This window comes from Bacteriovorax stolpii (assembly GCF_002872415.1).
Classification (GTDB): domain Bacteria; phylum Bdellovibrionota; class Bacteriovoracia; order Bacteriovoracales; family Bacteriovoracaceae; genus Bacteriovorax; species Bacteriovorax stolpii.
Genome location: NZ_CP025704.1, coordinates 1,645,678 through 1,664,838 on the forward strand (window position 1 = coordinate 1,645,678; position 19,161 = coordinate 1,664,838).

The following is a 19,161-nucleotide window of genomic DNA, read 5'->3' on the forward strand; positions in this document are numbered from 1 at the left end:
TATGAAAACTCAATCTTTATTCTTCATTTTTCTTCTTTTGTTTTTTGTGGGATGCGGGAAAAAAGGCGGAAGTGAAAGTCCTGTTGAAATTTCCGGGAGCGGTGAAAACCAAAGAGTGGAGTATACAGAAGAAGAAAAAGGTTACGCTTCTGAACTAAAATTGTGCTCAAGTCTCTGGGACGAAGAAAAAGTACAGAAAGAAAAAAGGCCAATTGCTTTTGGGGTTATGCTCTATGATTGCTTGAAAATGAAGGAACTCAACGTTAAAGAGGCAGGATTTTTATACACTGAATTTGAAAATAAAAAACAAGGTAAGACCATCGATTTTAATCAGCTGGCAAAATCTTTGTTAAAGGGGAAGAAATCATGAAATTAAAATTAACAGCGGCAATCGCTTTATCATTATCAGGATCTGCTTTTGCTGGTCCTATTTACTCAACATCTTGTGATGTGGCCCGTGACATCGTTGTTCCGGAAAACTCTTCGGGATATTTTATGGATAAGACCTGTAAGAAGGCCTATGTCCTTCCACCTTCAACTGGCTCAATGGCCGTCAGTGGAAGAACTGTCGGAGATATCTCCCGTTGTAAGGAGATTAAGCAGTTCAATAAAATGCTTAAGACGATTAATAGCAACATTAACGATGCGGTTAAGGCCAAAAAAAGTGCAGAAGACATCAAGGGGCTATTTGACCAAAGAAAAATGATTGTCGATGAATTCGGCGATCTTGAAGGAGTGATGGGGGCTTCTGTTGAGCTTCTTTTCTCTAATGGAATTGACAGTAACCTAGCAAGTTTTAGAGAGCTAAACGAGAATGTGCCAGTGGAGTTTGTTCCAGTACAATTAAAAAATCTTCAATTGAATTACAATCAGACGACACCGTTTGACTCACAAATGCAAGTGGCCTTTAACCAGACCATTCCATTAAGTGATCTTAACAATGTCGGCCCGGGCTCTTTTTCAGGCAGACTGGACTTGAGCCTATTTGGGGCCTGTCCATTAATTGATCCTTTTGAAAGAACAATCCCTGAAAAAATCAAGGCCCAGGATCTCTCAGGTATTATCACTCCGAACATGATCTATAAGTATGATATCGGAGCGACTTACAAGTACACAGCAACTTATAACTTATCCGGACTTGCTTCGAAAATTAAATCGATGTCTTCTTCTGGTGGACTTTTTAGTACATCTTCGACTTCTAAGCTGATTGAAACAGCTGAGAGTTCAGGATGGTTTAACCTTGAAATGAGTTGTGATGACAGCCGAGTGTGTGATCAGGCAAAAATGGAAACAGCACTGTCTATCAAACAAAGGCTTGTTCAGGAGGTATTGGATCAGATCGCTATTACAAAAATTGGTTATTCAGTAAAACCGGCCGATGCAGCTGAGCCCGGGAAAAACGGTGCGAGCACAGCTTCTGATGCCTTAAAAAAATGCCCGAACACTTATTGCCAGGCCGCAGCTGTTGTTCTTGATGTGGCCTCAAGCATCTTTGGAGGTTCATCAAAGACTGATCAGTACATTGCTAAGAATGATCACAAGGTCACTGAGAGTGTTACTGAAAATCGTCCGATTGAGTTCATGGGAATGATGGGCTTTGGAAAGAGGAAATAATCATGAAAAGTTTAATTTTCACAATCGTTTGTCTATTTGTTTTAGAGTCGGCCCATGCGTTTGAAAGAGAAGGACGCAGATGGAGTGTTGGAAGCAATGATGTCCCAAGTTGTGTTCTTTATAGAAAACGAGTGGCCAATTATTACCAGCGTCTTTCGGAAGTGACCCTGGCCGAAAAAATCACAAAAGGGGAGCTGACTTTAAAAGAAGTGATCCGTATGACGGAGTTGTGGAAAAGAACCAATATCCCACTTAATTTAGAAGCTGTGGCGATTTATAAGGAAAGACTTATTCTTACTCCTAGCGAGATGCAGTTTTTTAAGCATGAAAATACTGTGGAAGTTCAGTCCGAATTTTTTAACTGGGTTAATGACCGCTTTGTTCTTCCTGAGAGTGTGATGCTATTTAGTATCAATGAAAAGTCCGGGATTATTGATGTTGAAATCTCACTTCCTTACGTTCAGGCCTGCCTGGGGAGTTATGGTGTAGATGTTTTCCTGACCAGACCAACGGGAGAGCGCTACCAGCTTCAGTTCTCTCTAGATAAACACAGAAGTGACCGCTATGACCTTATTCAAGGGAACTCAGGCTTCTAGTCAAAAGGACCCTTGCCCACCCTTGAGCGGCCTTGTCCGGGCCGCTCTTTTTAGCCTGTTATCATAGAGTTAAATGGATGTTTCTAAATGAATTAATTTCACAGGTCCACTAAAGTGTTTTTTTCTATGCTAAAAATGCTCATGCTTAAAATACTGGTGATCGACGACGATAAACTGTCGCGAATAAAAATTAAGTCCCATCTTGCTGACCACCATGTGGTGGAAGCTTCATCGTATGAAGAAGCGGTAGAAAGACTGACTCAAAATTTTGATTTATGCTTCATTGATCTTAATCTAGATAATACTGAAGTGTTACTAGGCCTTGAAATTTTAAAAATCACTGTTCAAAAAGGAATCTATAGCGTGGTTATGTCTTCATTGCATGATGAAGAAATTATTGAGCACGCCTACGAATTGGGCTGTAGTGATTATTACACCAAAGGAACAGAGAAAAACAGCACTGCCGATACTTTAAATCGCTTTCTTTTAAGCAAGAACGACTATCTGGAAAATCATTTCTTCAAAGAGATTTTCCCGACAAAATCAAAAGAACAAAAAAGCATCTTAAAGAAAATTATTCCGGTTATTCAGACTGAACTACCGATATGCCTTCTGGGAGAAAGTGGTACAGGAAAGACTTTCCTGGCCAGGGAAATCCATGAGCAGTCAAAGAGACCCGGTCCATTTGTTGCGGTAAACTGCGCGGCCTTGAGCGAAGAACTTCTGGAATCAGAACTTTTTGGGCATGCAAAAGGCGCCTTTACCGGAGCAACAACAGACTCTAAAGGAAAACTGGCCCTGGCCAACCATGGGACACTTTTTCTTGATGAGATCGGTTCAATGTCAAAAGGACTTCAGGCCAAACTTCTTAAGGCCATTGAAGAGAAGTCATTTTATCAGGTGAACTCAGATAAACTTATTAAATCAGATTTCAGGATTATTTCAGCAACGCTGGATAACCTGGAGGAAAAAATTAAATCAGGTGAATTCCGCTTTGACCTTTTCCAGCGCCTTTGTGGACTAAACGTCGAACTTCTGCCTCTGAGAGAAAGAAAAGAAGACATCCTGGATTTGATTAAAAAAGAACTTGTTCAAGTCTCGGAAAGTGGACGCAAGGTTGTTCTTTCAAAAGAGGCAAAAACAATTCTGGAAAACCACAGCTGGCCAGGAAATATCCGCGAGCTTAAGCGTGTCTTCCAGCTGATTGCGATTGATAACAAAGGCCTTATTTCAAAAGATGATATCGAAAAGCACTTAGAAGAAAAAGCTTTCTCGTTAAAAGGTAATCTATTGGTAAAAAATCAGATGCAGATGGCCCTGACAATGGGACTTCCTGAATTTTTAGAAGAGATTGAAAAAGAAGTTGTGAACCACGCCCTGGCCAACAACAATCACGCTATCAGAAAGACCCTGGTACAGTTAAAGATCAATCAGGCCAGGCTTTACAAGCATATCAAGTCAGGTAAAGGGGAATTGAGTGAAGTTCACTGATTTCCAGAAATACAAGCACGACACCATTGGGAAATTCGCCATTCTTAAGGAGATGATTGAATCGCTTGAAGAAGGGGACCTAAAGACCAAAGACTCTCAAGAAATTCTTGAGGCTGCCAATGAAGCCTTCGAAAAAATGCTCGCATCCTCACAAGAATTTTTGATTAAAATCAAAAATTGAGCACTTAATCCGTATCAAATTTAGTGCACCAACTGTAAATATTTTAAGTTGGAAGATTCCATTTGAAATTGGGCCAAACAACAGGTAAGTTCCAACTGCTTTTTAGTAGCAAAAAAGAGGAGAAAAGATGAAAATGAAAGCAGTATTAGGATCGACAGTTTTAGCAGCAGCTTTATCTGCACATGCACAGACAGCGACAGTAAAACTTCCGCCGTCGATTGAAGTGAAAAAGCCTCAAGAAGTTAAACTTCCAGAAGGGCAAAAGAATGTGAACAAAGACGTATTGATTAAAGATGTGTCTGAAAAAATTAAAGCAATGAACGAAAATACTAGAACAGAAGTTGTTGGTATTTAATTGAAGCTTTTAGTGATGGTATTTTTTATGACTCTTTTAACGAACACAGAGGCCAAAACTCTTCAAGTGGGAATGCCTCATGTTCCAGAGCGCTTGAACCATCTTGAGATTCACTCGCTTTATGAGTATGTGATATTTGATGACTTGCTAAGACCGCTGGTGAAGTTTGATACTAACGGTGAAATTTCGGCTGACCTGGTTTTGAAGTGGGAGATTAAAGAAGATTACAAAAAATTTATCTTCACACTAAAAGACAATCAAACATTCTCAGATGGAACACCTATCATCGCCAATGATGTGGTGGCGTCCTTAAAATACCTGAATGCCGGTCCGGACATTGTTCATGGAGATGGCAAAAAAATTAAAAGAGTGTCTCTGATTGATAAAGGGCATTTTGAAATTGAGCTTTTTGAGTCAGACCCTTTTTTCCTGACAGAACTTTCCTCTCCAGAGTACAGAGTGGCCAAGCTTGATAGCATGGAATACAAAGTAACTTCTGGCCCTTATGTTGTTTCAGAAGGTTCAGCAAAATCTGGTTTTACCCTTAAACTTAATAAGAAATACCCTTTCCCGAAAACGGTGAAGTATGATCAGGTTCACTTTGAAGGCTACAATGTAGAAAAGCCTATCACTGATGAGCTGTTAAAAAAGTTTGATGTCATCTGGCCTAAATCGACAATTAAAAAAGAAGAACTGGCCAGAATTGAGAAAGCTGGTTTTAGCCTTTATCAAATGAACCTGGGATTTTCTTTTTGGTTTGCTTTAAATCCAAAAAACTTATCCCTCTCTGAGCGCGAAAGTATTTCAGAACGCGTGACAAAGTATTGGAAGGGAAGCACTTTTTTTGCCGAAAACAATCTGATCCCTTCTTCTCAGCTCTTTTTACCATATGGTCCAGGGCGTATGAATGAAGCAGAAATAGAGGCCATTTCATCTAAAAAACATGCTAGCGTAGAAATCAAACGCACTCTTTCGGTGTTATTGCCTAAAAGTGTTCAAAAAGAAATTGAAAATTCGCTTAATGCTATTGGGGCAAAAACTAAAATCGAGTACTACGAAAATTTCTCTGAGTACGCGACAATGATCAAAGCAAAAGATTATGATATCGTGTTTGTAAACAATGACCTCTCATCAATCGATTTGCGCTCAAGTTTGATTGTTACATTCAATCCTTCGAGACCTCTGGTTTTTGTTGATGAAAAAAATAAGCAGTTTAATGAACTGCTAAAATCCATTAAAACAGAACAAAATACATCTCTTCGTTACCAGGGAATTAAAAAACTGGGACAGAAGGTTTTAGAAGACGCTCTTGTTGTTCCTCTCTATTATAAAATGGGTGTTGTCCTGACGAAAAAAGGCATCGACCTAAGCGACTGGAACAAGGCCGGGGCCGAAACATTCTCATGGAAGATCAAGTAGTCTCGTTTTTCCATTCACTAAAAGAGAAGTTTCCTTCAATCAACTTTGAAGTCATTCATAATTCTTTTTCTAAAGACCTGATTCATTTTGTTATAAGGGACGAAAACGACCGGGGATTTGGCGGTGCCAACTCTCAAATGCTTGCGGCCCAAAAGGCCTATTCAGAGTTTATTGAAAGAAAAGCAATGGGTGAACTCAACAGTATGTTTGGCGTCGCTTTTAAAACCTCTAACGGTTTTGCTGCTCATTTAAGCTATGAAGAGGCGGCCGAGAGTTCAAGACAAGAGATTATTGAAAGGGATGCTCTTCTTTTATCATGGCATGGAAAAATAGCTCCCTACTGGGTAGGAGAAGCAGAGCTTTTGCCAATGCTTTCTGAGGGAAATAAAAATATCTATCGTGCACATCTGGCCCATAAGCTTGAACTTAGGATTGGTCTCATTGCGATGGGCGAGGGAATCTATACGGCCTTAGGTTGTGTGAAAATGCCAAATGGAGGCTTTTATATTGATTGTAAAAGCGGAACTTCTTTGGCGAGTCTCTTTGACTCTCTGGTTGAGAGTCTGACTTTTCTTTCTCACTATATCGTCAAAGGATATACCAAAAAATTAAAAATCAAGGTGATCCCAGAAAAGCCTATGGATCATTTTGATTACTATATGAAACAAAGAAGCAACCTTGATTGGTTTTTTAAAGGAAGTCAGAGCGTGTATGAGATTCCTCAGGGGCGCATTCGTACTTACGACTGCCATATTGATGAGCTTTTGGGGATAGAGACCAACCGAGTGGTTTGTTACTCAGAGGGCCTCGACATGCAGACCTACTATTGTGGGAAGCTGAGTGCAGAATCCTATAATAAGACACGCTTTGAATCTATTTTTGGAAAATCGTTTACACCCAATAAGCAGGTTCATCCGCTGTCATGAAAACTAAAACAATCCTCATTTTTTTCCTGGTCTTATTGGTCTTAATCTCGGCCGGATTAAGTGGAGGGTTGTATCTTTTTAATCATGAAAAAAACGATGCTCTTAAAAATGCCCTCATACTTCAACAGAAAAATTCACTCGATTTAATCACTGAACAGGTTTATGGAGATCTTCTTATCGACAACACCATGGAAGTTGAAAGAAAACTTAATATCATGGTGGAAAAGAAAGTTATTGAAAGCTTCAGCCTGATGAAGGGTGAAGATCAAAAAGATTCTTCGGCCTTTTGTCAGGTCATCTATTTTGATAAAATTAATAAACAAGGCGTATGGGGAAATTTCTGCGTGAAGTTCTCTTCAGAGCATTTGGGAGTTAACACTCTTGATCTTAAGGGGGTGACGACTGCCGTGATTTTTCTATTGGCCTTTTTTCTGATGATAATTGTCTTTATTTTCCGCCAAGTGACTAAGCAAAGCCAAAAACTTCATAAAGGTGTTGAGTCTGCTTTATTGCATCCAGATAAGGACATTGTTGGTAGTGATTTATGGGCACCAGTCTTAGGGCACCTTCGCGAAGAAGTCTCCCGCAGTAAAAAAGCGGAGGAAGAACTTTTAAAGAGGCAGATCGAGGAAGAAAAAATTCTCATTGCTCATCAGGTTTCCCATGATATCCGCTCACCATTGAGCGTTTTAAGAATGGCCCTGGATGAAGTCAGTGGTGTCGCGCTTGAGCAGCGTCTGATGATTGAAAATGCGATTCAACGAATAAATGATATTAGCGACAATTTGCTTCAGTCTTTTAAGAAGAAATCGCCAAAAAAGGAACTTGATGAAATGGCATTAACGCCAGTCCTTGACCAATTAGTTGCCGAAAAAAAGCTTCAGTATAAAGGCCGTGAGGACATTACTTTTAACTATCATTTTCCGGCAGAGTTAAGAGAAGTAAAAATCAAAATTCATCGATCTGATTTTCAACGATTGTTTTCTAACATCGTTAACAATGCAGTCGAAGCTATGAGTTCTGGCGGAGTGATCGACATCAAAGTAAGTAAGCACTTTCCTTTAATCGTCATTTCTATCACTGATCAAGGTGCTGGCATTCCCAAAGAAATCTTAGGAAAAATCGGCGAGCGCGGTCTGACTCACGGGAAAGATGGGAGTGCTTCTGGATCGGGGCTTGGTCTTTCTCACGCCAAAGAGGCCATGAAGTCTTTTGGTGGGCAATTGGTCATTGAATCCAAGGAAGGCAAGGGGACCACAATAAATCTCTCTCTTCCTGCGGTCTTTAGTAACGAAGAAGAAGCGCCTGCTTTTTTTGATTATGTCTTTATCGACAACGATAAAATCATGCGCCTGGCATGGGAGCAGAGAGCGAGAAAAAATAAGGTGAGACTTCTGTCACTTTCAACCCTTGCTGATTTCGACGAATACCTTCATCAAATTGATAAAGAAAAAACATCCATCTATATAGACAGTGACCTGGGCGAAGAACAAATCCCAGGAGAAGAGTTTGCTTTAAAACTTCACCAAAGAGGTTACCAGAAACTTTTCATGGCCAGCAGCCATGAGATACCCGAATTCTACCCCTGGCTAAAAAACAGCGGGAAAACCTGCCCATTTTAATTACCTCACATTTTTGCCACCGAAAAATGACTAATTTTTCGACAGGGCAAATGACAATCAGACTATTCTGACCACCTAACTCAGGTAAATAAAGCCACTTACCCGATCTTTTTAATATCACGACTAAAGTGTTTGCCCGAATCTTTCGATAACTAGCCTATAATTCTAAAAATATAAGAATTAGGACTAGGAAAAATGAGACTGCAAATTTTGAAAAACAGGCCTTTAAAATTGTTGGCCACCCTTATGGTTACGATGCATTCCTTTGCAGTGTGTGCATTCATGTCTCCATCAAACACCAATGCCCCTTCTCAAAAGCCATCAGTGGCCACTTCAGAGATTGTAAAAGTGCTACAAAAAGATTGTGTGACTTGTACACCTGATTTAGCACCTGGGTTTCCTTTAACAGGGAATAGATCGGCGAGAGCGATTGCGATGGTTTCGGATAAGGCGATGAGCCAGGAAGAGCAATCATTCTTCATCTATCTTTCTGCTTATTGCATGACTGTTCCAGGATTAAGAGGCGAGAAAGATTTTAATAAGAAGATGATGGACTCAATGAAAGAAACCGCTGTAAATGGAAATATTGATGGTTACTGGCAAGAAGCAGGTTGTGAGCCAATGTATATTGCCCAGACAATGTCTCCATTAATTCATATCATTGCAGAAAACTCAACAGATAGAATGCAGTATATGCTTTACTTGAAGAAGTATTATACGAATAAAAAAGATCCAGGAACTTTTAGAAAGATTATCAATTCTAAAAATAGCCAAGGACAAACAGTTCTTGATTATATTCAGTATGCTTTTAACAATAGACGATTTGCAAATATTGAAGAAAAAGGTCTGAATGAGTTTATAAAATTTTTATGTGAAAATGGGGCAGAGTATTCAAAATCTCCTGGGAAGCGATGTCCTGCTGAGTACTTAACTTTATATAAGTAGTAATGAGAAAAAAAATTAAGAGCCTATTAATATTATCAGTGGCCGGAGTATTATCTCTGGCTTCTGCATTTGCAGATGATGCAAAAATTCCATGTTTAAAAAAGAATGGTGGGATTGGTTTAAATAGTCTTTCAGCTTTTGACTGCAATTTAACAAAAGCAGTATCTAATGATCCTAAAGTTAAAAATGCATTTGAAGATAAAGTTAACGATAAGCTTGCTGATAAATTAGCTACAAAAGCAAGTCAAAGATTAGAAGAAATCGTTATCATGGATAGATATTTTGATCAGATCGGTCTCGATCTGGGGATGGATTCAAAAGATGTAGAAAGAAAATGTCGTCTTGATGTTATCGCTAGCCCAAAATGCGGAGGTGGATCAGATGAAAAATTATATGCTAGTAAATTAGCTCATTTGTTAAATAAATTCCCTACTGCGTCTCTGGGGAAAGGCCAGAAAGATAATCTTTTGGAAAGAATGCGCGCCAAAATGGGAGAACTAAGAGGAGCAAAACAGAAGAAAGTTAATAGCTGTCCAGCATCAGGAACAACAGGCCATTTCTTTTTGGACTCACAGTTCAGTCAAAGTGCTGCGGTCGATTTTATTTCTTCATTGCAAGCAACTGGTGGAACGGCAATCGCTGCGAAGTTTAGAATTGAGAAGTTTTATGAAACCTACCCTCAATTTAAGATGCTTAAAGATGCTGAGAGCTTAGGGCCTGAAGGAGCTGCTCTTTTAAAGAAATTTGAGCAACAGATGAAAAGCTATCAGGCAAAAGATGGTTCTCAAAAAATCTTTATTGATAAATTTTTTGATTCCAAAGATACCCAACAGCAGTTTGCTAAAGTTTTAGCTAATAAATGTGAAACGATCGCCAAAAACATCGAAGAATATCTTTGTAATGACCTAGATCATTTGGCAATGAATGATGAGTTTGCGTCTGAATTCTTTAAAGGAGATGGTGAAGAAACTGAAGTCAATCGTACAATCGCGAAGGGATTCAGTTGCGGTTTAAAAAATGCTGAAGGCGAGGATGAAGGGAATAATGCTGTTTTTACAAAAGGTGAAACAGTTGCATCGTGGGACGAAAAATTTCTTGAAGATACCAGAGCAATCCCAACAAATAATGATATTGCTATCATTGTAGATAATTTTTGCCGTCTTTACGACTGTAGCAATCCACAGGTGAAAGGGTTTAATTCTTGTAAAAATGGTGGTCCACTAAAAAGTGAAGATTTACTGAAACTTTGTCAAAAGTCAGATGACATAACAAGTTGTGACCAACAAATTCAAAAACAAATTACCTTTTTAAAGTCATTAGAGAAAGATGAAGAAGTTGTTAAATATGCAAAAGGTTCATCAGAATCTTATTTGAATGGGGATACTACGAAAGCTAAAGGTTTTTCATCTTTCTATCAAAACTTCGTAGGTGTCGAAGGAACTCTTCTCGCCGAAGGTAAAAAAGTCACTCCAATCACTGTTGCTGAAAAAACAGCTGAATTCGTAGAAAAGAAAATTGACCCAGGTGTCGCTTCACTTTCATCGTCTGCTCAACTGGCCCAAAATAAAATGGCCATGAAGCAAGAGACTCAAGGCGATATGGTCAATAACCAAGTGATGAGAAACGATGAACGATTCAACTCATTTGTTTCATCTAACCCAAATAGTGCGAATGAAGATTTTAGAAGAAGCCTTGTTCACAATAATATGAAAGGCGGCGGAGATGCTGTTTCTTCAAAAACGAAGAAGTCGGATGTGTCAGCTGCTGAGAGTGACCGCACTGAAGAAATGAAAAAACTTCGTGCAGAGCTGGCAGAAGCTATCAATAGTGTAAAAGGAACTGATGAGGAGAAACTTTCGACGATTGCGGATAATAACCGCATGGTGCTTGCTCCAAAAGGATCAAGTGCTGAAGTTGCAAGACCGGTTAACTTAAGTCAGGCAGAACAGAATAGATTAGATCAGTATCGTGATAATTTAAATGCGTGGGAGTCTAAGCTTCGTGGCTGGCAAAACCAACTGACCGACAGGGAAATCAGCCGAGGAGCAGGAAGTTCTGGGAGCTCCGCCAATGCCGCCGATCCTAGAAGAAATACAGCATCGGATGATTTTGGTTCGAACTCAGCATCTAACGATTATGGAGCCTCTGCGGTCGCAGGAAGACTTTCGAAGTCTAGTGCTGGAGGTTCGGGGGCCGTTGCTAACGGTAAGGGCGAAGCTGAAGTGGCAAGAGCTCCGGGGGCCGAAGGGGTTGAAGGTGAGCAGTCTGTAGTGAATTCAGAAAATTTAGCGACTTTAAGAAAAGAGTCTTTAAAGAGTTTAGGTATTGTGCCTGCAGACTCATTCATTATCAAAGTTCGCCACCAGGATAAGATTTACGATATACCAGTTAAGACATTTTCATACAACGGTAAGAGTATGTTTGTGCCTCTTTTAAATGAGAGAAACAAAGACCTTGCCCGTATCGTTTACAACAGCCCGCTCTTCAATGATTACCGCCAGTATCAGGCAGAAAAAGACAGGCAGAGATAAGACTTTTTTTGAAATGTGAAGAACTCTGTCTTTTTTGAGATTGAAAATGAGAAAAAATTTAGCTCATCAAAAAAAGAGCTGCCCTAAAGGCAGCTCCTATAGTTCTTAATTAGAATAAGAAAGAAAATTTGAAAATGTTAACTTGGAAAGTTGGGTCAGCTTCGTCAGCAAAAACGTGAGTTACAGCAACACCTGGAACGTAGCTTACAGATTCAGAAAGTTTGAATCTTTTTCCAGCTTCAGCTCTAGCTGTGAATTCTGTGTTCTTGTCGCCATCAATTGAAACTCTTGAGAATCCTACTTTAACAGTAGCATAGAAAGAGTTCGCCAGGTCTTGTGCGTTCAGGTTAAATCCTGGACCAACAAGAGCTGTAAAAGCGTTGCTATCATCAGTGAATGCACCTTCTAGTAATCCACCAACTTGAAGACCATTTTCGAATGCGTGGTCGTATTCAGTAGCTAGGTAAAGAGAAGCTTCGTACTTGTCGTCGCTGTTTTTAGAGAAGAAAAGGCTTGAGTTTGTGCTTCCTGAAACAATGTCAGAAGGCGCAGCGAAAGCAGTTGTTGCTACAAGTAGAGATGCTAGGATCGAAAGACAGAACTTCATAAGAGTTACTCCTTAAGTAATATTAAAGCATAAATGCTATATGGTCGCTTTGGTGATGTAAAGAAAATCATTTGTGGGTTGTTGCATGGCGCGCGCAGGTAAAGCTTTACGAAAAAGGCTCTTTTTTCTAATATATGAAGATAAATTAATGCTCAAAGTTACGAGGACTTTTCATGGACGTTATCGAGTCTAGCATAGACACCAATTCAGCCGATTTTAAAGAGAACAAAAAATACCACCAGGGCCTTCGTGAGGAGCTGGCGGAAAAATTAAAAACAATTAAACTTGGCGGTGGCGCTGATTCAGTTAAACGCCATCACGATAGAAAAAAATTCATGCCGAGGGAGCGCATTGAGAAGATCCTTGATCCGGGTTCTCCTTTCATCGAGCTTTCATCTCTGGCCGCTTACAATCTTTATGAAGACGATGTTCCAGCTGCAGGAATGGTAACAGGGATTGGTCGTGTTCACGGAGTTGAATGTTTGTTTGTTGCTAACGATGCGACTGTAAAAGGTGGTACGTATTTCCCAATGACGGTAAAAAAGCACTTACGCGCTCAAGAGATCGCTCTTGAAAATAATCTTCCATGTATTTACCTGGTAGACAGTGGTGGGGCTTTCCTTCCAAAGCAAGATGAAGTTTTCCCGGACAGAGATCACTTCGGTCGTATTTTTTACAATCAAGCACAGATGTCAGCAAAAGGGATTCCTCAGATTGCCGTTGTTCTTGGTTCATGTACAGCGGGTGGAGCTTACGTTCCGGCCATGAGTGATGAGACTGTTATCGTAAAAAATAACGGAACAATCTTTCTTGGTGGACCTCCGTTAGTTCAGGCAGCAACTGGTGAAATCGTTACTGCTGAAGATCTGGGGGGAGCAGACGTCCATACCAGAATCAGTGGTGTATCAGATCATCTGGCCAATGATGAAGAAGAAGCTTTCATCATCACCAGAAATATTATTGAAAACCTAAACTTCAAATCTCCTGGAAAGCTTCAGGGGCTCCTTGAAGCAAAAGAAGTGAAAGAGCCTCTTTACTCAAGCGAAGAGCTTTATGGGATTGTTCCAAAAGACACCAGAAAGCCTTTTGATGTCAGAGAGATCATTGCCCGTTTAGTTGATGGAAGTGAATTCCATGAATTCAAAGAACGCTACGGCAACACTCTGGTCACAGGATTTGCCCGCATCCACGGTCACCAGATCGGGATCGTCGCAAACAACGGGATTCTTTTTTCTGAGAGTGCTCAAAAAGGCGCGCACTTTATCGAGCTTTGCGGCCAAAGAAAAATTCCTCTGCTCTTTTTACAAAACATCACCGGCTTTATGGTTGGTCGCCAATATGAAAACGAAGGAATCGCTAAACACGGCGCCAAGATGGTAACGGCGGTATCAACAGTTCAGGTTCCAAAGTTCACAGTTATTATCGGTGGATCTTTTGGTGCCGGAAACTACGGTATGTGTGGGCGCGCTTACAGTCCACGTTTCTTATGGATGTGGCCGAACTCTCGTATCTCCGTCATGGGTGGCGAGCAGGCGGCAAAAGTTTTATCAACAGTAAAACAAAGCGGTCTAAAAGCTTCAGGGAAAAAAGAAATGTCTCCTGAGGAATTAGCAGCTTTTGAAAAACCAATCTTAGATAAGTACGAAGTAGAGGGAAGCCCTTACTACTCAAGTGCCCGCCTTTGGGATGACGGGGTTATCGACCCAGCTCAAACCAGAGATATTTTAGGATTAGCAATCGCCACTTCACTTAACTCTGGTATCGGGGAAGCGAAGTTTGGTGTCTTCAGAATGTAATTGGAGAGATTTTTATGCTTTATAAATTAGATATTGATCAAAGAGGAGTGGCGACGGTGACGTTAAACCGTCCGGAGCTACACAACGCTTTTAATGACGATTTAATCCGCGATTTAATCGTCTGCTTTAACGACCTGGAAAATAATTCAGGCGTTCGTTTAGTGATTTTAACTGGTGAAGGAAAGTCTTTCTGTGCGGGAGCTGACCTGAACTGGATGAAGCGCATGAAAGATTATTCTCACGAAGAAAACGTGAAGGACTCGCAAAACCTGGCGGAGCTCTTTACGGTCATCAACCGCTTCACGCGTCCGGTGATTGGAAAGATTAACGGTTCGGCCCTAGGTGGTGGAGCAGGGCTCGTTGCTTGTTGTGATTACGTTGTCGCTGTTGATACAGCAACAATCGCTTTTACTGAAGTAAGACTTGGACTTCTGCCAGCTGTTATTTCTCCGTTTGTTATCGCTAAAATCGGCGAGTCTCACGCTAGAGCAAGTTTTTTAAGTGGCGCCAAGATCAGCATGTCTCGTGCTTTTGTTATGGGGCTTGTTCATCAGGTGACAACAAGCGAGCACCTGGATGCTGAGATTGAAAAAGTCGTGGCCGATTTCCTGCTGGCAGGGCCGAGTGCCGCTGTCAGAGCAAAAGAACTTATTAACCGCGTGGTAAGAGCTGAAACAATGGAAGACGCCCGCGATTTTACTTGTGAGATGATTGCCAAAGCTCGCGTAGGAGCAGAAGGTCAGGAAGGCATGAGTGCATTATTAGAAAAAAGAAAAGCGAGTTGGTATTAATCATGACGACAAAAAAAATTACGAAGATTTTAATTGCTAACCGCGGGGAAATTGCCCTGCGAGTGATTCAGACGGCCCGTGAAATGGGGATTAAAACCGTCACTCTTTATTCCGATGAAGAAGTGGGGTTACCTCATTGTTTGGCCGGTGACGAATCGTTTAGCCTAGGCTCAGGACCTTTAAAAGAAACATACCTGAATCAAGATAAGATTATCGCGATCGCGCGTAGCTGTGGTGCGGACGCAGTACATCCTGGATACGGATTTCTTTCTGAGAAATCTTCGTTTGCTAAAAAAGTAAAAGACGCCGGTCTTATTTTTATTGGTCCATCTCCTGAGTCAATTGATCTAATGGGAGACAAAAAGACTTCTAAAATTAAAATTCAGGAATTAGGAGTTCCTTCAATCCCGGGATACCACGGTGATAATCAGGAAATTAGTTTTCTGATTAAAGAAGCAAAAAAAATCGGTCTTCCGGTTTTAATTAAAGCTTCTGCCGGAGGTGGTGGGAAAGGGATGAGAATCGTTTATGAAGAAAATGAATTCCAACAGGCCCTTGAAGGAGCAAAAAGAGAAGCGATGAACGCTTTCGGAGACGACACTGTTCTTCTGGAAAAATACATCACTTCACCTCGCCACATTGAAATCCAGGTGATGAGCGACAGGCACGGCAATCACTTTCACCTCTATGAAAGAGAGTGCTCGATCCAGCGCCGTTACCAAAAGATTGTTGAAGAGTCTCCCAGCTCTGCTGTGTCACCTGAGCTTCGTGCAAAGATGACAGAAGCAGCCATTAAGATCACTCGCGGGATTAACTACGAAGGCGCAGGAACAATTGAATTGATCCTGGATACCGATGGAAGCTTCTACTTCCTGGAGATGAACACGAGACTTCAGGTAGAGCACCCGGTAACTGAAATGGTGACAGGACTAGATCTTGTTCGCCTGCAGATTATGGTGGCCCAGGGGGATAAACTTCCTTTCACTCAAAACGATATCAAGCAAAGAGGTCATGCGATTGAAGTGAGACTTTATGCTGAAGACCCAGACAATGGATTCCTTCCAAGTATCGGGACCATTAAAAAAATCGGAAAGACAACGGTTCGTGATACAAGACTGGACTGCGGTTATGTTGACGGTAACGCTGTGACAATCTCATTTGATCCTATGCTGGCAAAACTTATCAGTTGGGGAGAGAGCCGCGAAGTTGCTGCTCAAAAGTTGAATCTGGCCCTAAACGATATTTTATTTTTAGGTCTAAGAACTAACCGCGACTATTTAAAGCGCATCCTGACTTTGCCTGAGTTTTTGAGCGGGACAACGTACACGCATTTCGTAAAGACATACGAAGATAAGTTGCAAAAGAAGCAAGCTTCAAAAGAGCAAAGAGCGCTGGCCGTGGCCGCTTTCTTGCTAAAAAAAGATCAGGGGAAGAGTGTTTCTTCTCATGAATTCAAGACTAATAGTGTTTGGGAACGCCTGTCAGGCTTTAGGAATATTTAATGAAAAGACAAATCCAATTAAACGAAGAACTTATTGATGTGGACATTATTGAACAAAACCCACGTTTTGTTCTTTTTAACCTTGATGGGACTGAATACGCAGTCAATCTAGGCAACATCGATGATTACAAATTAAACTTAAATTACAACAACACCAACTCATCAGTGGTGGCGCTGGACACTCACATTGTAGTGGATGGAATCGAGTTTTCGATTGATACGCCAAAACGAGTGCGAGGAAAAGGAAAGAGCGGTGACCACGGCCAGATGGTAAGCCCAATGCCAGGAAAAATTTTAAAGGTTTTGGTAAGTGAAGGCTCAGAGCTTGAAGCAGGAACTCCGATTCTTGTGATGGAAGCGATGAAGATGGAGCACACGATTAAGGCCAACAAAAAAGGGAAGATCGAAAAGATTTTCTACAAAGAAGGCGATCAGGTGCAAGGTGGAGTGGAGCTGGTTAAGTTATGCTAAGTCACATGCCAAAAAAAGTTCGCATCGTTGAAGTCGGTCCAAGGGACGGGCTTCAGAATGAAAAAACTATTGTCTCATTAGAAGACAAAGTGACATTCATCAGAATGCTGGCAGACGCTGGTCTTTCTGAGATCGAAGCGACTAGTTTTGTCCGTGCAGAAAAAATCCCACAAATGAGTGATGGGGTTGAGCTCTACGGAGCTCTGGTAAAAGAGGCGTCTCTTAAAAAGGCGAAACTTATTTCTCTCGTTCCTAACGATAAAGGGCTCGATAATGCCCTTCGTGCCGGTGTAAAAGAGATCGCGGTTTTTACGGCGACATCAAATACATTTAACCAAAAAAACATCAACGCTACTATTGATGAATCTCTAAAGAGAATTGACGCCGTGATGGCAAGGGCCAACAAAGAGGGCCTTAAGACCAGAGGGTACATTTCAACCGTTTTTGGCTGCCCTTATGAAGGAAAAACCAGCCTGGTTGAACTCAAGAGAGTCGCCAATCATTTAGAAAGCCTGGGAGTTCATGAGATCTCTCTAGGCGATACAATTGGAGTGGCCAACCCACTACAAGTTAAAGAAACAATCGAATTTTTAAAGTCTGACTTCAGCCTGGACTTCTTTGCTATGCACTTTCACGACACCCGTGGAATGGCCGTGGCCAATATTTTAGCTTCTCTTGAAATGGGGATGACGAGCTTTGATTCATCTGCCGGTGGATTAGGGGGATGTCCTTACGCTAAGGGGGCGTCTGGAAACGTGGCCACTGAGGATTTAGTCTATTTATTCTCTTCGATGGGAATTGAGACTGGCGTGAACATGGAAAAACTGGCCCAAGCTTCAAGCTTTATTCTAAGCAAGCTTTCCAAAGGATCATCTTCAAAAAGCTTAACTGCATTCCTGGCCAACAAGGCCTGATAAAATAAAAAAGGCCCCCATTTCGGAGGCCTTTTTTTTGTCTTTTATTCTAACAATTAATTACTGAAGGTGTAGTTCAGCGAACTCAAGAACGATTGAAACCGCTTCTTCAACAGAAAGCTCACCGTTTTGAGCTAGGATGTTGTTAACTTGGTTGTTAAGAAGAAGGCTCATTTCACCTGTTTGAAGGTAGTTTTGAGCGTCGTTTTCTACAGCTTGAGCGATTGCCTTCATTTGAAGAGATGCTGAAGTACCAGCTGATGTTCCAAGAGTTGGGTTACCAACTGATGATCCAACAGATGAACCTGCAGACATTACGCCTACACCAGCTGAAGAAACTGAAGGGTCTGTGTATCCTAATGGTCCAACAGTGTATGGTCCATTTCTTCCCATTCCTGATTCATAGGCCATTGCGTTTAGTGAAAGTGCCAGAACGAATACTGCTAAAAGTGATTTCATGTGTCCTCCAAAAAAAAAGTTCGTGTTGTTTTGTTGAGTAGAAATCATTTATCATAAAAATAGATAGGCATTATCAAACATGAAAAATTTACTGTTTTTTTAAACGGAGTCCTCATATGAGCTTTTACCAAAAGACCTTTCCAGACCTTGAAGTGGCAGTGAAAAATAACCACCAACTATGGGTAACTCTTAATAATCCAGACCAAATGAACGCGATTACAACCCCAATGATTGACTCCTTAACAGAGGTTTTAAGGCAGGCGGATTTTGACCCGGAAATCAGGGTTGTAGTTATTACAGGGAAAGGGAAAAACTTCTGCGCGGGTGGAGATATCAAAGCAATGGAAGAAAAATCCGGGATGTTTGCCGGTGAATCCAACGAGCTTCGATCGCGCTATCAGCACGGGATTCAGCGCATTCCTCAGTGTATTGAAAACCTTTCTGTTCCGGTGATCGCCATGGTTAATGGAGCTGCTGTCGGGGCCGGGTGTGATCTTTCTATGATGTGTGACATGCGCACAGGGAACTCTAAATCGAAATTTGCCGAGACTTTTACCCGCATGGGACTTGTTCCAGGTGATGGTGGAACGTTTTTTCTTCAAAGAGTAATCGGATATTCCAAAGCAATGCAGATGTTTTTAACGGCAAAAAGCTATGAAGGAAAAGAAGCATTGGACTTTGGACTCCTGAGCTTTTTATTCGAAGATTCAAATTTAGAAAGTGAGACAGAAAAATTGGCCGACACTGTAGCTTCTCTTGCACCTGTGGCGCAGAAGTTGACTAAAAAAGCGATGAAGGTTTCTTATCTGCACGACCTGCAAACCTCACTTGATATGCTTGCGAGCTACCAAGGAATTTCTCAAAGAACAGCAGATCACTTTGAAGCACTCAAGTCTTTTAAAGAAAAACGCTCTCCACGTTTTTCTGGCGAATAAAAAATTT

At 41.1% G+C, this 19,161-nt stretch carries 19 protein-coding genes; 17 read left to right on the forward strand and 2 right to left on the reverse strand.

Going from position 1 to position 19,161, the window contains the following annotated elements; genetic code table 11:
- Position 1: 1 nt before the first annotated feature.
- The 11 genes from C0V70_RS08185 (at position 2) to C0V70_RS08235 (ending at position 11,680) form a co-directional block, all read left to right on the forward strand.
- Positions 2-370, forward strand: a complete 369-nt coding sequence (locus C0V70_RS08185) for a hypothetical protein (protein WP_102243378.1) — start codon at positions 2-4, stop codon at positions 368-370.
- On the forward strand, positions 367-1,614 hold the full coding sequence (locus C0V70_RS08190) for a hypothetical protein (RefSeq protein ID WP_102243379.1): 1,248 nt from the start codon (positions 367-369) through the stop codon (positions 1,612-1,614). Before C0V70_RS08185 ends, C0V70_RS08190 begins: the two co-directional genes overlap by 4 nt.
- A gap of 2 nt (positions 1,615-1,616) precedes the next feature.
- Entirely contained in the window at positions 1,617-2,210 is a 594-nt protein-coding gene (locus C0V70_RS08195; protein WP_102243380.1) for a hypothetical protein, read from the forward strand.
- A 126-nt stretch (positions 2,211-2,336) separates the two neighbouring features.
- On the forward strand, positions 2,337-3,701 hold the full coding sequence (locus tag C0V70_RS08200; protein WP_102243381.1) for a sigma-54-dependent transcriptional regulator: 1,365 nt from the start codon (positions 2,337-2,339) through the stop codon (positions 3,699-3,701).
- Positions 3,688-3,882, forward strand: a complete 195-nt coding sequence (locus C0V70_RS08205) for a hypothetical protein (protein WP_102243382.1) — start codon at positions 3,688-3,690, stop codon at positions 3,880-3,882. Before C0V70_RS08200 ends, C0V70_RS08205 begins: the two co-directional genes overlap by 14 nt.
- Before the next feature lie 127 nt (positions 3,883-4,009).
- On the forward strand, positions 4,010-4,237 hold the full coding sequence (locus C0V70_RS08210) for a hypothetical protein (protein ID WP_102243383.1): 228 nt from the start codon (positions 4,010-4,012) through the stop codon (positions 4,235-4,237).
- A gap of 27 nt (positions 4,238-4,264) precedes the next feature.
- Positions 4,265-5,656, forward strand: coding sequence for an ABC transporter substrate-binding protein (locus tag C0V70_RS08215; protein WP_158649620.1), 1,392 nt, complete (start codon positions 4,265-4,267; stop codon positions 5,654-5,656).
- Positions 5,641-6,582: a YcaO-like family protein gene (locus C0V70_RS08220; RefSeq protein WP_102243385.1), complete on the forward strand. Its 942-nt coding sequence runs from the start codon at positions 5,641-5,643 to the stop codon at positions 6,580-6,582. Before C0V70_RS08215 ends, C0V70_RS08220 begins: the two co-directional genes overlap by 16 nt.
- Positions 6,579-8,204, forward strand: coding sequence for a sensor histidine kinase (locus C0V70_RS08225; RefSeq protein WP_102243386.1), 1,626 nt, complete (start codon positions 6,579-6,581; stop codon positions 8,202-8,204). Before C0V70_RS08220 ends, C0V70_RS08225 begins: the two co-directional genes overlap by 4 nt.
- Before the next feature lie 246 nt (positions 8,205-8,450).
- Entirely contained in the window at positions 8,451-9,149 is a 699-nt protein-coding gene (locus C0V70_RS08230; RefSeq protein WP_133566731.1) for a hypothetical protein, read from the forward strand.
- Positions 9,150-9,151: 2 nt separating this feature from the next.
- The gene (locus tag C0V70_RS08235; RefSeq protein WP_102243388.1) at positions 9,152-11,680 is read left to right on the forward strand and encodes a hypothetical protein; all 2,529 of its coding nucleotides are present in this window, start codon (positions 9,152-9,154) and stop codon (positions 11,678-11,680) included.
- Between the two features lie 109 nt (positions 11,681-11,789).
- Here the strand turns inward: C0V70_RS08235 and C0V70_RS08240 are convergent, their stop codons facing one another.
- Positions 11,790-12,287, reverse strand: a complete 498-nt coding sequence (locus C0V70_RS08240) for a hypothetical protein (protein ID WP_102243389.1) — start codon at positions 12,285-12,287, stop codon at positions 11,790-11,792.
- A gap of 173 nt (positions 12,288-12,460) precedes the next feature.
- On the opposite strand from C0V70_RS08240, the gene C0V70_RS08245 reads away from it, so the two are divergent.
- The 5 genes from C0V70_RS08245 to C0V70_RS08265 are packed head-to-tail and all read left to right on the forward strand — an operon-like array spanning position 12,461 to position 17,760.
- Entirely contained in the window at positions 12,461-14,083 is a 1,623-nt protein-coding gene (locus C0V70_RS08245; RefSeq protein WP_102243390.1) for a carboxyl transferase domain-containing protein, read from the forward strand.
- A gap of 14 nt (positions 14,084-14,097) precedes the next feature.
- Complete coding sequence (locus tag C0V70_RS08250) at positions 14,098-14,874, forward strand: enoyl-CoA hydratase-related protein (RefSeq protein ID WP_102243391.1); 777 nt, start codon at positions 14,098-14,100, stop codon at positions 14,872-14,874.
- A 2-nt stretch (positions 14,875-14,876) separates the two neighbouring features.
- Positions 14,877-16,376 carry an acetyl-CoA carboxylase biotin carboxylase subunit gene (locus C0V70_RS08255; RefSeq protein ID WP_102243392.1) on the forward strand — a complete coding sequence of 500 codons (1,500 nt, stop codon included), beginning with the start codon at positions 14,877-14,879 and terminating at the stop codon, positions 16,374-16,376.
- Positions 16,376-16,846, forward strand: coding sequence for an acyl-CoA carboxylase biotin carboxyl carrier protein subunit (locus C0V70_RS08260; RefSeq protein WP_102243393.1), 471 nt, complete (start codon positions 16,376-16,378; stop codon positions 16,844-16,846). The genes C0V70_RS08255 and C0V70_RS08260 overlap by 1 nt, the downstream gene beginning before the upstream one ends.
- A complete protein-coding gene (locus C0V70_RS08265) occupies positions 16,840-17,760 on the forward strand; it encodes a hydroxymethylglutaryl-CoA lyase (RefSeq protein ID WP_102243394.1) in 921 nt (306 codons plus the stop codon). The genes C0V70_RS08260 and C0V70_RS08265 overlap by 7 nt, the downstream gene beginning before the upstream one ends.
- 60 nt (positions 17,761-17,820) lie before the next feature.
- Here C0V70_RS08265 and C0V70_RS08270 read toward each other — a convergent pair whose 3' ends face one another.
- A complete protein-coding gene (locus C0V70_RS08270) occupies positions 17,821-18,219 on the reverse strand; it encodes a hypothetical protein (protein WP_102243395.1) in 399 nt (132 codons plus the stop codon).
- 116 nt (positions 18,220-18,335) lie between these two features.
- On the opposite strand from C0V70_RS08270, the gene C0V70_RS08275 reads away from it, so the two are divergent.
- On the forward strand, positions 18,336-19,154 hold the full coding sequence (locus C0V70_RS08275) for an enoyl-CoA hydratase-related protein (protein WP_102243396.1): 819 nt from the start codon (positions 18,336-18,338) through the stop codon (positions 19,152-19,154).
- Positions 19,155-19,161 lie beyond the last annotated feature (7 nt).

What these genes read in the sequence shown, in the direction of transcription:
- C0V70_RS08210 (WP_102243383.1), top strand. Translation starts at nt 4,010, where the DNA reads ATGAAAATGAAAGCAGTATTAGGATCGACAGTTTTAGCAGCAGCTTTA.
- C0V70_RS08255 (WP_102243392.1), top strand. Translation starts at nt 14,877, where the DNA reads ATGACGACAAAAAAAATTACGAAGATTTTAATTGCTAACCGCGGGGAA.
- C0V70_RS08215 (WP_158649620.1), top strand. Translation starts at nt 4,265, where the DNA reads ATGACTCTTTTAACGAACACAGAGGCCAAAACTCTTCAAGTGGGAATG.
- C0V70_RS08195 (WP_102243380.1), top strand. Translation starts at nt 1,617, where the DNA reads ATGAAAAGTTTAATTTTCACAATCGTTTGTCTATTTGTTTTAGAGTCG.
- C0V70_RS08220 (WP_102243385.1), top strand. Translation starts at nt 5,641, where the DNA reads ATGGAAGATCAAGTAGTCTCGTTTTTCCATTCACTAAAAGAGAAGTTT.
- C0V70_RS08200 (WP_102243381.1), top strand. Translation starts at nt 2,337, where the DNA reads ATGCTAAAAATGCTCATGCTTAAAATACTGGTGATCGACGACGATAAA.
- C0V70_RS08245 (WP_102243390.1), top strand. Translation starts at nt 12,461, where the DNA reads ATGGACGTTATCGAGTCTAGCATAGACACCAATTCAGCCGATTTTAAA.
- C0V70_RS08185 (WP_102243378.1), top strand. Translation starts at nt 2, where the DNA reads ATGAAAACTCAATCTTTATTCTTCATTTTTCTTCTTTTGTTTTTTGTG.
- C0V70_RS08225 (WP_102243386.1), top strand. Translation starts at nt 6,579, where the DNA reads ATGAAAACTAAAACAATCCTCATTTTTTTCCTGGTCTTATTGGTCTTA.
- C0V70_RS08230 (WP_133566731.1), top strand. Translation starts at nt 8,451, where the DNA reads ATGGTTACGATGCATTCCTTTGCAGTGTGTGCATTCATGTCTCCATCA.
- C0V70_RS08235 (WP_102243388.1), top strand. Translation starts at nt 9,152, where the DNA reads ATGAGAAAAAAAATTAAGAGCCTATTAATATTATCAGTGGCCGGAGTA.
- C0V70_RS08270 (WP_102243395.1), bottom strand. Translation starts at nt 18,219, where the DNA reads ATGAAATCACTTTTAGCAGTATTCGTTCTGGCACTTTCACTAAACGCA.
- C0V70_RS08190 (WP_102243379.1), top strand. Translation starts at nt 367, where the DNA reads ATGAAATTAAAATTAACAGCGGCAATCGCTTTATCATTATCAGGATCT.
- C0V70_RS08265 (WP_102243394.1), top strand. Translation starts at nt 16,840, where the DNA reads ATGCTAAGTCACATGCCAAAAAAAGTTCGCATCGTTGAAGTCGGTCCA.
- C0V70_RS08250 (WP_102243391.1), top strand. Translation starts at nt 14,098, where the DNA reads ATGCTTTATAAATTAGATATTGATCAAAGAGGAGTGGCGACGGTGACG.
- C0V70_RS08260 (WP_102243393.1), top strand. Translation starts at nt 16,376, where the DNA reads ATGAAAAGACAAATCCAATTAAACGAAGAACTTATTGATGTGGACATT.
- C0V70_RS08275 (WP_102243396.1), top strand. Translation starts at nt 18,336, where the DNA reads ATGAGCTTTTACCAAAAGACCTTTCCAGACCTTGAAGTGGCAGTGAAA.
- C0V70_RS08240 (WP_102243389.1), bottom strand. Translation starts at nt 12,287, where the DNA reads ATGAAGTTCTGTCTTTCGATCCTAGCATCTCTACTTGTAGCAACAACT.